Source organism: Carnobacterium sp. AT7, from assembly GCF_000171855.1.
Classification (GTDB): domain Bacteria; phylum Bacillota; class Bacilli; order Lactobacillales; family Carnobacteriaceae; genus Carnobacterium_B; species Carnobacterium_B jeotgali.
Genome location: NZ_ABHH01000038.1, coordinates 1 through 15,232, shown reverse-complemented (window position 1 = coordinate 15,232; position 15,232 = coordinate 1). Strand labels below are relative to the sequence as shown.

General features: G+C 34.3%; 14 protein-coding genes. 12 read left to right on the top strand and 2 right to left on the bottom strand.

The genetic code is table 11. The features are described from left to right. Positions 1 to 305: 305 nt before the first annotated feature. From rpmH to treC, 10 genes are all read left to right on the top strand, one after another. Positions 306 to 440 carry a 50S ribosomal protein L34 gene (rpmH, locus tag CAT7_RS10800; protein WP_007725519.1) on the top strand — a complete coding sequence of 45 codons (135 nt, stop codon included), beginning with the start codon at positions 306 to 308 and terminating at the stop codon, positions 438 to 440. Positions 441 to 597: 157 nt separating this feature from the next. Next, the gene (gene rnpA / locus CAT7_RS10795) at positions 598 to 936 is read left to right on the top strand and encodes a ribonuclease P protein component (RefSeq protein ID WP_007725517.1); all 339 of its coding nucleotides are present in this window, start codon (positions 598 to 600) and stop codon (positions 934 to 936) included. Positions 937 to 964: 28 nt separating this feature from the next. After that, positions 965 to 1,792: a membrane protein insertase YidC gene (yidC, locus tag CAT7_RS10790; protein ID WP_007725516.1), complete on the top strand. Its 828-nt coding sequence runs from the start codon at positions 965 to 967 to the stop codon at positions 1,790 to 1,792. A 38-nt stretch (positions 1,793 to 1,830) separates the two neighbouring features. After that, entirely contained in the window at positions 1,831 to 2,619 is a 789-nt protein-coding gene (gene jag, locus CAT7_RS10785) for an RNA-binding cell elongation regulator Jag/EloR (protein ID WP_007725514.1), read from the top strand. Between the two features lie 199 nt (positions 2,620 to 2,818). Further along, a complete protein-coding gene (locus tag CAT7_RS10780; RefSeq protein WP_424654491.1) occupies positions 2,819 to 3,508 on the top strand; it encodes a response regulator in 690 nt (229 codons plus the stop codon). Next, on the top strand, positions 3,492 to 4,517 hold the full coding sequence (locus tag CAT7_RS10775; protein WP_007725511.1) for a sensor histidine kinase: 1,026 nt from the start codon (positions 3,492 to 3,494) through the stop codon (positions 4,515 to 4,517). Before CAT7_RS10780 ends, CAT7_RS10775 begins: the two co-directional genes overlap by 17 nt. A gap of 120 nt (positions 4,518 to 4,637) precedes the next feature. Further along, positions 4,638 to 5,405: an ABC transporter ATP-binding protein gene (locus tag CAT7_RS10770; RefSeq protein WP_007725509.1), complete on the top strand. Its 768-nt coding sequence runs from the start codon at positions 4,638 to 4,640 to the stop codon at positions 5,403 to 5,405. Continuing rightward, positions 5,398 to 7,362: an ABC transporter permease gene (locus CAT7_RS10765; RefSeq protein ID WP_007725501.1), complete on the top strand. Its 1,965-nt coding sequence runs from the start codon at positions 5,398 to 5,400 to the stop codon at positions 7,360 to 7,362. The genes CAT7_RS10770 and CAT7_RS10765 overlap by 8 nt, the downstream gene beginning before the upstream one ends. A 442-nt stretch (positions 7,363 to 7,804) precedes the next feature. Next, complete coding sequence (gene treP / locus CAT7_RS10760) at positions 7,805 to 9,262, top strand: PTS system trehalose-specific EIIBC component (RefSeq protein WP_007725499.1); 1,458 nt, start codon at positions 7,805 to 7,807, stop codon at positions 9,260 to 9,262. A gap of 22 nt (positions 9,263 to 9,284) precedes the next feature. Beyond that, on the top strand, positions 9,285 to 10,943 hold the full coding sequence (gene treC / locus CAT7_RS10755) for an alpha,alpha-phosphotrehalase (RefSeq protein WP_007725497.1): 1,659 nt from the start codon (positions 9,285 to 9,287) through the stop codon (positions 10,941 to 10,943). Between the two features lie 38 nt (positions 10,944 to 10,981). Here treC and treR read toward each other — a convergent pair whose 3' ends face one another. Next, positions 10,982 to 11,698, bottom strand: coding sequence for a trehalose operon repressor (gene treR, locus CAT7_RS10750; RefSeq protein WP_007725496.1), 717 nt, complete (start codon positions 11,696 to 11,698; stop codon positions 10,982 to 10,984). A 148-nt stretch (positions 11,699 to 11,846) separates the two neighbouring features. Here treR and ade point away from each other — a divergent pair, with 148 nt between their 5' ends. Next, positions 11,847 to 13,628: an adenine deaminase gene (ade, locus tag CAT7_RS10745; protein WP_007725495.1), complete on the top strand. Its 1,782-nt coding sequence runs from the start codon at positions 11,847 to 11,849 to the stop codon at positions 13,626 to 13,628. 70 nt (positions 13,629 to 13,698) lie between these two features. Here ade and CAT7_RS10740 read toward each other — a convergent pair whose 3' ends face one another. Then, a complete protein-coding gene (locus CAT7_RS10740; protein WP_007725494.1) occupies positions 13,699 to 14,496 on the bottom strand; it encodes a 3D domain-containing protein in 798 nt (265 codons plus the stop codon). Positions 14,497 to 14,897: 401 nt separating this feature from the next. On the opposite strand from CAT7_RS10740, the gene CAT7_RS10735 reads away from it, so the two are divergent. After that, positions 14,898 to 15,232, top strand: a 335-nt coding sequence (locus CAT7_RS10735) for a TraX family protein (RefSeq protein WP_007725493.1), incomplete at its 3' end; no start/stop codon positions are given.

Sequence of the window (15,232 nt, the reverse complement as noted above, 5' to 3'; positions counted from 1 at the left end):
AAAAAAGTCGTCCATAGGCTTGTGGATAAGTTTATACACTTGTGGATATCTTTATTTTGAATGAAAAATAAGGAAATAATCTTAGTAAGTCTTAATAAAAGTGCTGAAAATAGTGCTTTCAGAAAAAAAAGTACAAAAGATAGTTTCTTATTAAGCTTAAATATGCTATCATACATAGGTGAATGAATGAAAATAGGGGAAATATGCTTGACAAGACTATTTTTTCTTCGTTATAATAATCTAGACTGTCTTGGATAATTAAAAAATAATAATGAGAGATAGTTTTTACAGGAGGTGTATCACGTATGAAAAGAACTTACCAACCAAAAAAACGTAAACGTCAAAAAGTACATGGTTTCCGTAAACGCATGAGTACTAAAAATGGACGTAATGTATTACAAAGTAGACGCCGTAAAGGAAGAAAAGTATTGTCTGCATAGATCACTGAACGTCTCAGTGGTCTTTTTTTTTAGGATTTGAATATAAATTACTCAGTAGTCGTTAGTTTTTTTACTCGATTACTGAGTAATTTGTTCCTTATCCGATTAAAACTAAGTAGTTTTTTACTAATTTAAAAAGAGATGAGAGGTTATTTTAATGAGAAAAACCTATCGTGTCAAAAAAGAAGCTGAGTTTCAAAAAGTATTTCATCATGGCAAATCAACAGCAAATCGTCAATTTGTCATTTATGTGTTAGACAAAAATGACCAACTGCATTTTCGTGTAGGAATATCTGTTGGTAAAAAAATAGGCAATGCTGTCATGCGGAATAATGTTAAAAGAAGAATTCGACAAAGTTTAACAGAACTAAAACCGCAACTAAAAGCAGAAAAAGATTTTATTGTGATTGCTCGCAAACCAATTGCGGATATGACAATGAAAGAAACAAAGAAAAGTTTAACGCATGTGTTAAAGCTTGCAAAGTTATTAAGATAGAGTTACTTATTAGAGTGGAGGACAGAATGTGAATAAACGTAAGCGATTACTTCTTTTGTTAGGCACAGTGTTATTAGCAATTGTATTAGTAGGTTGTGGAACTTCGCCGATCACAGATCAAAGCACAGGTATTTGGGACAAGTATATTATTTTTAATTTCTCACGTATAATTGTATGGTTATCTAATTTATTTGGTGGAAGTTATGGAGTTGGGATAATTATCTTTACTTTAATTATTCGCTTAATTCTATTACCTGTCATGCATGGCCAAACGAAGAGCACTAGAAAAATGGCTGAGTTGCAACCGCAATTAAAAGAATTGCAAACAAAATATGCCTCTAAAGATACGGATACACAAAATAAGTTAAAAGAAGAAACATCTAAATTGTATTCAGAAGCAGGCGTTAATCCTGTCGCAGGTTGTTTGCCATTACTCATTCAAATGCCAGTTTTAATTGCGATGTATCAAGCGATTAGCCGGACAGAAGTTTTGAAAACGGGGAATTTTTTATGGATGAATCTAGGAGCCCCAGATCCGTTATTTATATTACCAGTAATAGCTGCTATATTAACGTATGCAACTACTAAGTTATCTACCATGAGTCAAGCAGAGTCAAATCCAACGACGACAACTATGATGTACATGATGCCAGCATTAATCTTATTCATGGGGATCACATTACCAAGCGCCTTGTCATTATACTGGGTCGTAGGGAATGCATTTTCAGTTGGACAAACAATGTTGTTGAATAATCCTTTCAAAATAATAAAAGAACGTGAAGAAAAAATACAAGCTGAACGAGATCGCAAACGTGCTCTTGAAAAAGCATTGAAACCAAAGAAAAAAAGAAAATAAAATTCAATAGTTAAAATGGGTAGAATGGAGGTAGGCAGATGAATAAGTATACAGCTCAAGCAGAAACGGTAGATGAAGCCATCCAAAAGGCATTGAAAGAACTGGGAATTACTAAAAAAGAGGCTTCTATTGAAATAGTCGATCAAGGTAGAAAAGGTATTTTTAAAATTGGGAAAAAAGATGCGATTGTAACAGTTACGAAACTAGCAGCTGATAATAATGGTAAAGCATTTTTCAAAGAACCTTCAACTAAAGAAGAAACTGTTAAACCAGCACCCGATTCAAGCAAATTTGTAAAAGAACAAGCTCCAATTTTGACAGAATCAACTCTTTCAGAAGAGGAGGATCTTTCTAAGGTTGCTGATACAAAACGAAATGATGAAGAAGCTGTTAAAATGGTGGCAGATTATCTTCAAGATATTATCCAAAAAATGGGTATTTCTAGTACTGTGACACTAGAAGAAACTAAAAACCAGATTGTTTTTCATGTTGAAACAGATAAAGCAGGTTTAGTTATTGGGAAGCATGGGAAAGTAATTAACGCTTTACAATCATTAGCTCAAGTTTTACTACATCGCCATGCTAAAACAAAATATACTGCTATCGTGAATGTTGGAGACTATCGTGAACGTAGAGAAAATGCTTTGAGAGAACTAGCTGAGCGTACGGCATTAAAAGTCCGACGCACAAAGCAACCCGTATTCTTAGAACCGATGCCTGCTTCTGAAAGAAAACAAATCCATTTTTACTTGAGTAAAGATGATGCGGTTATGACGCATTCTGAAGGCAATGAACCACACCGTTACTTAGTGGTAGAATTAAAGTGAAAAAATAATTTATTCAGTTGTCCGTTTTAACGGTAACTAATTTGAAAGGCCCCAGATTGATAAACTCAATCTGAGGCCTTTTTTTAGTGTTTAAAATTAATCTACTAAGACATAAGTCCAGTAGGCTAGAAGAAAAAAATCCTGTATAGTAAAGTAATAAACAAATAAGGATATGTAGGTGAGTAGATTGGTGAAGATTATGATTGTTGAAGATGATTTGGTTATTGCTTCAAGCTTGCAAGAAGAAATGGAAAAATGGCAGTACAAAGCATTTTATGTAACAGACTTTAATCATGTTTTAGATACGTTTAATCGTGAGATGCCTCAATTAGTATTGATGGATATCAAGCTACCTTATTTTAATGGCTATTATTGGTGTACAGAACTTCGTAAGATTTCGCAAGTTCCCATTATCTTTATTTCCTCGCAAAATGAACGAATGGACATCGTTATGGCTATTCAAATGGGAGCGGATGATTTTATTAGTAAACCATTTGATTTAACAGTAGCGTTAGCTAAAATACAAGCACTACTGCGTAGAACATATGATTTTACAGGCAATGATGCTTACTTAAGTTATCAAAATGTCTATTTAAAAACGAGTGAATTAAAGATTCATTATTTGGATCAAGAAGTTGAATTGACCAAAAATGAAATGAAAATTTTAGAAGTTTTATTTACACAAAAAGGAGCTTTTGTTTCACGAGAGGCGATTATGATGAAGTTATGGGAAAATGATTCGTTTATTGATGATAATACATTAGCAGTCAATATTAACCGTTTACGAAAAAAACTAACAGAATTGGGCTTAACCTCATTTATTGTCACTAAAAAAGGGTATGGATATGGTCTGAAAAAGGATGATGATACTAGTGAAGTCAACGAATAAAGTGACAGATATTATTAAAGCCTTTATAAAAACGAATCGTTCTTTCTTTTTAGCTTATGTTTTTAATTTAGGCATATTTAGTTTTATTTATGTATTAGGGCAATTGCCCAGTTACTTTTTAATCTTTAGTATTGAACTTTCTTTCTTTATAGGTGGTTGTTTCTGTTTATTTAAATTTTCACAGTATTATAAACGGTTTCGATTGTTGGAGCGGTTAGATAAAGATCCAATCACTGTACTGCAACAACTGTCTGCTAACCGTGATCCAAGTGAAGCTTTTTTTCAACTTAAAATTGAAAATTTAATGGAAGAAATGTATCAAATGAAAAAAAATAACTTGAAACGCAATATGTCTCAGATTGACTATTTCACCTTGTGGCTGCATCAAATCAAGACACCCATTTCAGCTATTAGTCTGTTAATGCAACGGGATACTCAAGCAAAATTTAGCCATCAAATGGAACAAGAATTATTACAGATTGAAAATTATACTCATATGGCATTGAATTATTTAAAAATAGAGCAAAATGGCTCTGATTTGGACTTTGTGCAAATTTCGCTTGATCGAGTGATCAAAGAAACAGTTAAGAAGTTTTCAATTTTATTTATTTATAATCGAATCCAGTTAGATTACCAAGGAACCAGCCAAAAGGTTTTATCTGATGAAAAATGGTTAAAAGTATTAGTTGAACAAATTCTGTCTAATAGTCTAAAATACACTCCTGAAGGCGGCAAGATTCGTATTTATATGAGTCCATTTAAGGAAAATCAACTCATTATTGAAGATACCGGTATCGGGATTCGAGCTGAAGATTTGCCACGTATTTTTGAACGTGGGTATTCTGGCTTTAATGGAAGAATACACGAAAAATCAACAGGGTTAGGCTTATTTCTTAGTCAGAAAATTACTAAACGCCTAGGTCATGAGATAGCAATCGAGTCAACAGTAGGAAAAGGCACTAAAGTAATAATCGATTTAGCACGAACTCCACTTGCAAAAGACTATTAATATGGAATCTTACAAAAGTGTAAGGTTTAATCGCTATCTGTAAGAAGAGATAAAAGCAATGATTGTTCATTTTTATTAAACTAGTAATAGAAATAAAGAAATGAACTGGAGGAAATAATTATGACATTATTAGAAGTGAGCCATTTAAAAAAGACCTATACAGGAAAGTTTTCAGCACAAGAAGTTCAAGCTTTGAAAGACGTAAATTTTTCAGTAGAAAAAGGTGAATTTATCTCCATTATGGGAGAGTCAGGTTCAGGTAAAACAAGTTTATTGAATATTTTAGCAACCCTTGATACTGCTACTGATGGCGAGGTTCTGCTAGAAGGAAAAGATCTAACCGGAATTAAAGACAGTGATATTTCAAATTTCCGTAGAGATTATTTAGGCTTTGTCTTTCAAGACTTCAACTTATTGGACAACTTTTCAATCAAAGACAATATTTTACTGCCGCTAGTACTATCCAATACACCTGTCACTGAAATGGAACATCGGTTGATGCCAATTGTCAAAAAAATGAAAATCGATGGAATAATCAATCATTTTCCTTACGAAGTTTCTGGAGGACAAAAACAACGCGCAGCTGTCGCTCGTGCGTTGATTACTAACCCGAAATTGCTTCTAGCTGATGAACCAACTGGAGCGTTAGATTCAAAATCTAGCCAAAGTTTATTAGAAACTTTCGAAACCATCAATAACGCTGGTCAAACGATTATTATGGTCACTCATAGTACAAGAGCTGCCGCTTATTCTAATCGTGTTTTATTTATTCAAGATGGTGAAGTGTACAACGAAATTTACCGTGGCGAACAAACACCAGATCAATTTATGGATAAAATTTCTCAAGCATTAATCGTATTAGCTAATAGAGGTGAGCAACATGAATAGAAGTTTTTTTTCAAAGTTAGCTCTTCGAAATATTAAATCCAATAAGCAAATCTATCTCCCTTATATTTTTGCTTCTATTGCTACAGTAGCAATGTTTTATATGATGGTTGCTTTAATGGGTAATAAGTTTGTTCAGACAAGAAATGCGTCTTTGCCACCTATGTTTGCTGTTGGAGCAGTAGTGATTGGAGTATTTTCTTTTCTATTTATTTTATATACCAATAGTTTTCTGATTAAACGGCGGAAAAAAGAGATTGGGTTGTATGCAATACTAGGAATGAAGAAAAATCATGTTTCTAGAATACTGACGATTGAATCAATGGTTACAAGCTCTTTGAGTATCTTTCTAGGTTTGATTGTTGGACATCTACTTGGAGAACTTGTTTTTCTGGTTTTAAATTATGTTTTAAAATTCGGAGTGAAAATGTCTTTTCCTTTTACATTGAGTGCTGTAGCAATCACGATTGGATTATTTGTTCTCATCTTTTTGGTGACGTTGATTTATAATATCACTCAAGTGACCTTTTCTAATCCGATTCAATTGATCAAAGGAAAACAAACAGGAGAACGTGAACCAAAAAGCTCTATTTTTCTCTTTATCCTTTCTCTAATATTAATTGGATCAGGTTATTATCTCTCTTTAACAATTAAGGATCCAGTGGATGCAATGATTTATTTTTTACTTGCAGTCCTTTTGGTTATTGCAGGTACCTATTTCTTATTTATTTCAGGATCAATATTTGTCCTGAAAGCACTGAAGAAAAATAAAAAACTATACTATCGTCCAAGTCCTTTTATTTCAATCTCAGGTATGCTTTATCGGATGAAACAAAATGCTGCTGGATTGGCTAATATTACGATTCTAGCAACGATGGTCATTGTGGTAGTCTCAACTACATTAGCGGTCTTTATTGGAATAGAAGGAACTCTAACTAACCTTTACCCTTTTGAAAATAAGATCACTTATTTTTCAGATGTCAATAAAGAAGAAAAGTTGCAAGAGATTCAAAAAGAAACCGAAAAATTAGGATTAGAAGTAACGGGTACAGAAAGTTATACTTCTTACACCTTACCAACACAAGTAAAAGCGAATGAACTAGTTGTTGGTGATCAAGTTGATTATTCTGCAAAAAGTACTATTTATGCTATTATAATCGCACAAGAAGATTATGAAAAAATGACGAATCAATCGATTGATTTAGCATCTGATGAAATGCTCGTTTACAACTTAGAAGGGGACAAGGACTTTACTACATTGCTCATAGGAGAGACCACTTATCAGACCAAAACGATAACAAAAAGTCCTATCAAAACAAAAGGAGCCCAAGAAGTGAGTTCGCCTACAATTCTTGTAGTTGAATCAATGGAAGAACTTCAGTCTATTATGGACTATGAAGATCAGGTATCAGAAAATGAGTATCCTTTTACTATGGAAGCTATGATTTCATGGAATACAACTGGAACACAAGAACAGAAAAAAAACTATTCTAAGAAATTAGATGAGATATTAAATAGTAAAGACGGATCATATTATGATTCAAAAGAACTCTACAGTGATGAATTATATAATATGAACGGTGGGTTTTTATTCTTAGGTATCTTCCTTGGATTACTGTTTGTCTTTGGAGCAGCTTTAATCACCTACTTTAAACAAGTTTCAGAAGGCTATGACGACCGAGAAAAATTCCAAATCATGCAAAAAGTGGGATTAGATAAGCAAACCATTCGTAAAACGACACGTTTGCAAATTATTTGGATGTTCCTATTGCCTTTAGTGGTTGCGGTAATTCATGTTGCCTTTGCCTTTCCAATTATTCAAAAACTGTTACTTCTTTTTAATGTAGTAGATACATCATTAGTCTTTTGGTGTTTTGCAGGGGTAATTGTTGGCTATAGTCTGATTTATGGCATCATTTACCAAGTAACGTCAAAAGTTTATTATAGTATTGTTAAATAATAGGAATAATATACCCCGTAAATTAAGGCTCTTCGTCAAATAGTGTGGCTGGTTCTAAAAATTCTTTCGGAATAGACGGATTGGCTTGAAAGATCTTAAGCCTAAAGTCTTAAGATCTTTCAAGCCTCAAACACCGCTTAAGCGTTAAAGCGATGTCATTCGCATTGAATACTTTACAGGGCTACAAGCAATCCTATTCCTCCAGAAGTGTTAAGCATAAACTAAACTCATCCATCCACACTAAAAAGTATAGAGCCTAAATTAAAAGCTGCGATAAGAATGTCACTATTCTTATCGCAGCTTTTTTTTAGGGTGATTAATCTTTATAAGGGTCAACGAAAAAAAAACAAAGATAAAACGCTTGCATTTATAAAAGAAAAAGGTTACATTGTACTTGTATATACAAGTTGCAATTATAAAATTATTTTTAGGAGGAAAGAAAATGACAGATTACAAGCAAGATGCAAAACAGCTTTTGGAAGATATCGGAGGATCTGATAATATCTCTGCAGTCAGTCACTGTGCCACTCGTATGCGTTTCGTGTTAAACGATCCTGCAAAAGCAGACAGCAAAAAAATAGAAGACATTCCAGCGGTTAAAGGTACATTTACTCAAGCCGGACAGTATCAAGTTATTATTGGTAACGATGTTGCCACCTTTTATAATGAATTCTCAAAAATTTCCGGTAAAGAAGGCGTATCAAAGGATGATGTTAAAGCTGCAAGTAAGCAAAATCAAAATCCAGTTCAACGCGCGATGTCTGTTTTAGCAGAAATCTTTACACCCATTATTCCAGCAATCGTAGTAGGGGGGCTTATTTTAGGGTTCCGTAATATTTTAGAAGCTGTTCCAATGGGATGGCTTGATGGACAAACCATCGTAGAAGTCTCTCAATTTTGGAGTGGCGTGAATAGTTTCTTATGGTTAATTGGTGAAGCTATTTTCCACTTCCTACCAGTAGGAATCACGTGGAGCGTTGCTAAGAAAATGGGAACGACTCAAATTTTAGGAATTGTTTTAGGGATTACATTAGTTTCACCACAATTATTGAATGCATATGCAGTTGCCGGAACGGCAGCAGCAGAAGTTCCTGTTTGGGATTTTGGTTACTTTACAATTGATATGATTGGGTACCAAGCACAAGTTATTCCGGCTATGTTAGCTGGATTTTTACTAGCTTATTTAGAATTATGGTTACGTAAAGTTATTCCACAAGCGATTTCAATGATTTTCGTGCCATTCTTTGCTCTAGTTCCAACTGTTTTACTTGCTCATACTGTTTTGGGACCAATTGGTTGGACTATCGGTAACTGGATTTCAAGCGTTGTTTATGCAGGACTAGGAAGTTCATTTAGCTGGTTATTTGGGGCATTATTCGGCTTCTTATATGCACCATTAGTTATTACGGGATTACACCATATGACGAATGCTATTGATTTACAATTGATTGCAGATTTTGGTGGAACTAACCTGTGGCCAATGATTGCTTTATCAAATATTGCTCAAGGTTCAGCGGTACTAGCGATTATTTTCTTACACCGTGGAAATGAAAAAGAAGAACAAGTTTCTATTCCAGCAGCCATTTCTTGTTATCTAGGGGTAACAGAACCGGCGATGTTCGGGATTAATATCAAATACATTTACCCATTTGTAGCAGCTATGATTGGTTCAGGTCTTGCTGGTTTGATTGCGACTATTTTCAATGTTACTGCAAATTCAATCGGTGTTGGTGGACTACCAGGTATTTTATCTATTCAAAATCAATACTGGGGTATCTTCATTATTTGTATGGTGATTGCAATAGTCGTGCCATTTGTATTAACAGTTGTATTCCGTAAATACAATATATTGAACAAATCAGATCAAGTAGTTGTTTCTGATACAGAATTAGGAAAATAATATTTTAGAAAGTAGGAATAAAATGAGTACCTTTCATGAGAAAGTCGTGTATCAAATTTACCCAAAGTCTTTTAAGGATTCTAATGGAGATGGAGTAGGGGATTTAAAAGGAATCATTGAAAAAGTTCCTTATCTAGCAGAATTAGGTGTCGATGTGTTGTGGATCAATCCTTTCTTCATTTCTCCGCAAAAAGATAATGGTTATGATATCGCTAATTATGTCGAAATCGATCCATTATTTGGAACGATGGAAGATTTTGAGGAACTCATCACTGTAACCAAAGAGTATAAATTAGAAATTATGTTGGATATGGTTTTGAATCATACCTCTATTGAACACGAATGGTTCCAACGAGCGCTTAAAGGTGAAAAGAAATACCAAGATTATTATATTTTAAGAGAACCAAATGCTGATGGAAGTCACCCAACCAACTGGGTCTCAAAATTTGGAGGACCAGCTTGGGCGCCTTTTGGAGATACTGGAAAAGAATATTTGCATTTGTATGATTTGACGCAAGCTGATTTAGATTGGCGCAATCCAGAAGTAAGAGAAGAGCTTTTTAATGTAGTCAATTTTTGGTTAGAAAAAGGCGTAAAAGGATTCCGCTTTGATGTAATCAATGTTATTGGAAAAGATGAAGTGCTGGTAGATGCAGAAGATGGTGTTGGAAAGTCTTTATATACGGATCGCCCAATCGCACATGAATTTATTCATGAAATGAATCAAAAATCATTTGGAAGATACCCAAATATCATGACAGTTGGAGAGATGTCTTCAACGACGATTGAAAATGGAATTGCTTATTCTAATCCTGAAAAAGAAGAACTCTCAATGGTGTTTAGTTTCCATCACTTGAAAGTGGATTATTTAAATGGTGAAAAATGGAGTAAAACACCCTTTGATTTCATGGAGTTAAAAGAATTACTCAATGACTGGCAAGAAGGGATGTCTAGAGAGGATGGCTGGAATGCGTTGTTCTTGAACAACCATGATCAGCCTCGTGCAATTAGCCGCTTTGGAGACCCAGTAAATCACTTTGAAGCATCTGCTAAGCTGTTGGCTCAGACAATTCATTTGTTGCGTGGGACGCCATATGTTTTTCAAGGAGAAGAAATTGGAATGACAAATCCAGATTTCCAAGAAATAACAGATTATGTCGATATAGAAACGCATAATGCTTACAAAGAGTTACAAGAAAAAGATTTGCCATATGAAGAAATTATGGAAATCATTAAAAGCAAATCGCGTGATACCAGTCGAACACCAATGCAATGGACAAACGAAAAAAATGCGGGTTTTTCTACGGGCACACCATGGATTAAGTTAGCTGAAAATTATCATGAAATTAATGTAGCGAAAGAAAGAAAAGAAGGAACAATCTTTAACTTCTATAAAAAATTGATTCAATTAAGAAAAGATATGCCGATTATTTCTGAAGGGAATTACCGTGGAATCATGATGGAACATCCAAGTGTATACACTTATGTAAGAGAGTATCAAGGAGAACAATTACTCGTTCTCAATCACTTCTATGCAGAGTCTGTAACTATTGAAATTCCGGAAGAATTTTTAACTAGACCAAGTCATTATCTTATTGGTAATGGAAAAGAAAGAGCATTAACAGCTAGTTTAGAATTAGGACCTTATGAAACGATTGCTTTTCAATTGAAAGCAGAATAAACAAAAAAGAAGCTGATTTTCATCAGCTTCTTTTTTGTTTATAATGAATTTCGACGTCTGGCAAAGTCAACAAAGCGAAAACGATCGAGACGATGACGAGATTCGGTGTGCTGAAAGAGCGTTGTATCCTCTAAGTAAACATCGCTTCTTACGACTACAACATGGGTATCTTCTTGCAGATCCATCAAACGCTTATCTTCTTCAGTAATAGGATCTACCGTTATTTCTTTTTGAGCATAACCGATAGACAACCCTAAAGTTTGTTCAATATAATGGTACAAAGAATCTTCAGCTGCTTCATTTGAAATACTTGGAACAATAGAAGTTAATAAATAATCTTTATCAATGATGACCACTTCTCCATGTACTTTTCGCAATCGTTCAAGATATAAAACAGAGGTACCAACAGCGAGTTTTAAATGATTAGCTAAATCTTCTGTTGTAGGCTGTAAACCATTGTGTACAACGATGGTTTGGCTATTCATATTCTGTGCATCTTGGAGCTCTTTATAACTTGTCAATCCTGAAACCGGAAAATCAAAGCGCTTGATATCTAAAACAACAGAACCTTTACCTTGCATCTTTTGAATGTAGCCTTTTTCTAAAAGTAAGTTCAAAGCTTTTCGGATTGTTTCACGGGAAACATTGTATGTTTTTACCAATTCATTTTCGCTTGGTAAAAGATCTCCAGAAATAAACCGTTGATTTAAAATAGCTGCTTCAAGATCTAAAAAAATTTCGTTAAACTTGCTCATATATATTCCTCACATTTCCTATCCTTATCGTACATTTTAACATAATTTAATTAGGAAAACTTGCAAATAAAGTAAATATAAGTTGTTTTTAAACTAATGTAGTGTATTGTGGAAGATAAAAATAAATAGGAGAATCGGGAGGCATTTGATGGATTTGAACATTTCAGCATTGGAAAAAAGAATCAATGTAGCAGCCAAAAAAATACTAGCAGATGTAGTCGTTAAAAATGGAACAATCGTAAATGTCTTTACGGGAGAATTAATGAGTGGAGACATCGCAATCACAGAAGGTCAGATTGTCGGGATTGGCTCATATGACGGAGTTAAAATTATTGATGCTCAAAATAAAATTATTGTGCCTGGTTTTATTGACGGACATGTCCACATTGAAAGTTCGCTGTTAACACCAAAGGAATTTTCAAAAGTCGTATTGCAACATGGTGTGACTAGTGTTATCACAGATCCACATGAAATTGCTAATGTAGCTGGAGTGGATGGCCTTCAATTTATGTTGGATGAAGCAAAAAAAATGCCAATGGATATTTATGTTATGTTGTCATCTTGTGTTCCTGCAACAGCATTTGAAAATAATGGCGCAGTATTAAATGCTGAGCACCTTAAACCGTTCTTATCTGAACCTGAAGTGTTGGGTTTAGCAGAAGTGATGGATTTTATGGCTGTTAAAAATGGTGAAAGCACGATGCTGGAAAAACTTGCAATGGTTCAAGCAGCAAATGGGTTAATTGATGGACATGCTGCTGGTTTGACAAGAGAAGAGTTAAATATTTATTTAGCAGCAGGTATTCGAACAGACCATGAAAGCATCAGCGCCAAAGAAGCAAAAGACCGTTTAGATTTGGGTATGTACTTGATGATTCGAGAAGGTACAGTGGCTAAAGATTTAACGGCCTTATTGCCAGCTGTAACGGAAAAAAATGCTAGAAGGTGTTTATTCGTAACAGATGATAAATTAATTGATGACTTAGTGAGAGAAGGCAGTATCGATCATATTGTAAGGTCAGCCATTAAAAAAGGATTATACCCTATAACAGCTATACAAATGGGAACTTTAAATCCAGCTGAATGTTTTGGTCTTAAACACCTAGGGGCAATTGCTCCAGGTTTCCAAGCTGATTTTTTGATTCTAGATGATTTAGCAACGGTTGCTATTCATCAAGTGTATAAAAAAGGTGTATGCATTTCAGATAAAGGAAAATTAAATCAGTCATTATTTGAAACAAACGTGAGTAAAAATCTTAAAGGTACTGAATTAGCAAAAATAACTACCCAAGAACTAACAACAGAAGCACTAGCAATCGCTTTAACTAATTCTTTATGTAACGTTATCGGAATCATTCCGAATAGCTTAGTTACGGATCATTTAACAGAAAACGTAACCGTTGAAGAAGGGGTTTTTGTACCTTCCACTCAAAATGATCAGTTAAAAATGGTCGTTATCGAACGACACAAAGGTATGGATCATATTGGATTAGGGATTGTAAAAGGTTTTCGTTTGAAAAAGGGAGCAATTGCTACAACTGTGGCTCATGATTCACATAATATAGTGGCAGTAGGCACCTCAGATCAAGAGATATTAACAGCTGTTAAACAAGTAATCAAAACGAATGGTGGATTAGCGGTTGTCAATGGAAAACAAGTCTTAGCTTCATTAGCGTTGCCAGTAGGCGGATTGATGACGGAGGTTGGATATATGGAAGCAAATCAAACCTTAAAAGAATTAAATGAAGCCGTCAAAACAATTGGAGAAGCGGTAAGTTTCAATCCATTTTTGACCTTATCATTTTTGACGCTTCCAGTCATTCCAAAATTAAAACTAACGGACTTAGGATTATTTGATTTCAAAAAGGCTTCTCACATACCGATTCAAGTTACCCAAGACGAACTAAAAAAACCACTTAAGAGATTATAATCTCTTAAGTGGTTTTTATTAACTATTCGAATCGGGGGAAATGAATAAGTTAGGTTGAAATTCAAATGTATTAATTTAAAATTTGAACGTCCATTGTTTGTCTACCAAAATTCATAGCTTGGTTTAAATCAGTGATGTGTACATCAATACGGTTGCCGTTAATAGCACTACCAGTGTCTCCAGCAATAAAAGTACCGTATCCTGGAACATAAACAGTTGAACCTAAAGGAATAACGCTTGGATCAACAGCAATAACATTTGGATTTTCATTCAAATTGATTCCAGTTGCCGTAGTATCACTTAATTCTGGTTGATTTGTTGAGTAAGCTGTTGCTTCAACAGTAACAGTTTTACCAGATTGTGCAGCTGGTGTTTCAGCTTGCGGTGTTTCAGTAGCTGTAGGTTCAGTAACAACAGGTTGTTCTTCAACAACAGCAGGTTCTTCAGCTGGAACTTCTTCAACAGCAGGTTCAACTTCTACTACTTCTTCAGGTTTACTAACATCATAACTTTTAGTATCTTCAGTTGTTTCGATAGTCACAGTTGAGTGGTCAGCAGATAAAGAAATGGTATTGCCACTATAAATAGTATTGGCGTTATTGATATCATTTACATCTACTAAAGCATCAATAGATAAGTCAGTTGCTAAAGCTACAGATGATAATGTATCGCCCCATTGAATCGTATATTCTGTGCTGCCATCTTCAGTATTTGTAATGTCTTGCTTAATTTCGTTTACAGTACGAGCTTCCCAAGTACTTGTAGTATATTCAGCAGCTGAAGCTTCTGCTGGATTTGAAAAAGCCATAACCCCTGTTAAAGCTAAAGTTGCACTTGCGATAAAGAATTTTGATTTAAAGTTTTTCATTTTTTTTGATCTCCTTTTAGTATGTCTAGAATAGTGTTCCGCCTACAAGTTAAGGTAAGAGAAGTTGACTGTGGTTTCTGAGCGACAATGTTAAATATGAGCTTTAAGCTCTATAAAATGAAGGTGTCTTTCCTTCAACAAATGCTATCCTACCACGGTAAAAAAAAAAGGAAAGTACTTTAGACCATTCGTCATGGTTTCTTATTGATTCTGTATTAATTGAAGAGTTTCATTACTAAAAGAATACAAACTAAGGTGTTCAGTGTAAAATATGACTTAATTTGTAATTTTACTGCACAGAATGTAGGCTGGAAATCAAAAAGTAATCTTTTACTTTAGGTTCGTTTTTGTTAATGGTAAAATGCTTAAAACAGCGAAAATACAGTAATTGGAGGGGTGAGATGCAAATAGAGCATTACGATAAAATCAATGCCATTAAATGGATTGGAATTATTACAATGACGATTGATCACGTAGGTTATTACTTGTTTCCTCATCTTATCTGGTTGCGGATTATAGGAAGAATAGCATTTCCTTGCTTTCTTTACACAACAATTCAAGCTACTGAACAGACAAGAAATTTCAAAAGGTATCTTTTTCAATTAATAGGCGCGGGTATAGTGACTATCCCTATCAGCCTCTATTCTGGAACGATTTTTAATGTATTGTTTACATTAGCTCTAGTGGCTATTTCTGTTAAAGATAAACGTTTTTTTGTATTAGCATTAGTATTGAG

Excerpts from the sequence above, each read along its gene's own strand:
- rpmH (WP_007725519.1), top strand. The coding sequence starts at position 306 with ATGAAAAGAACTTACCAACCAAAAAAACGTAAACGTCAAAAAGTACAT.
- rnpA (WP_007725517.1), top strand. The coding sequence starts at position 598 with ATGAGAAAAACCTATCGTGTCAAAAAAGAAGCTGAGTTTCAAAAAGTA.
- jag (WP_007725514.1), top strand. The coding sequence starts at position 1,831 with ATGAATAAGTATACAGCTCAAGCAGAAACGGTAGATGAAGCCATCCAA.
- CAT7_RS10780 (WP_424654491.1), top strand. The coding sequence starts at position 2,819 with ATGATTGTTGAAGATGATTTGGTTATTGCTTCAAGCTTGCAAGAAGAA.
- CAT7_RS10770 (WP_007725509.1), top strand. The coding sequence starts at position 4,638 with ATGACATTATTAGAAGTGAGCCATTTAAAAAAGACCTATACAGGAAAG.
- CAT7_RS10765 (WP_007725501.1), top strand. The coding sequence starts at position 5,398 with ATGAATAGAAGTTTTTTTTCAAAGTTAGCTCTTCGAAATATTAAATCC.
- treP (WP_007725499.1), top strand. The coding sequence starts at position 7,805 with ATGACAGATTACAAGCAAGATGCAAAACAGCTTTTGGAAGATATCGGA.
- treC (WP_007725497.1), top strand. The coding sequence starts at position 9,285 with ATGAGTACCTTTCATGAGAAAGTCGTGTATCAAATTTACCCAAAGTCT.
- treR (WP_007725496.1), bottom strand. The coding sequence starts at position 11,698 with ATGAGCAAGTTTAACGAAATTTTTTTAGATCTTGAAGCAGCTATTTTA.
- ade (WP_007725495.1), top strand. The coding sequence starts at position 11,847 with ATGGATTTGAACATTTCAGCATTGGAAAAAAGAATCAATGTAGCAGCC.
- CAT7_RS10740 (WP_007725494.1), bottom strand. The coding sequence starts at position 14,496 with ATGAAAAACTTTAAATCAAAATTCTTTATCGCAAGTGCAACTTTAGCT.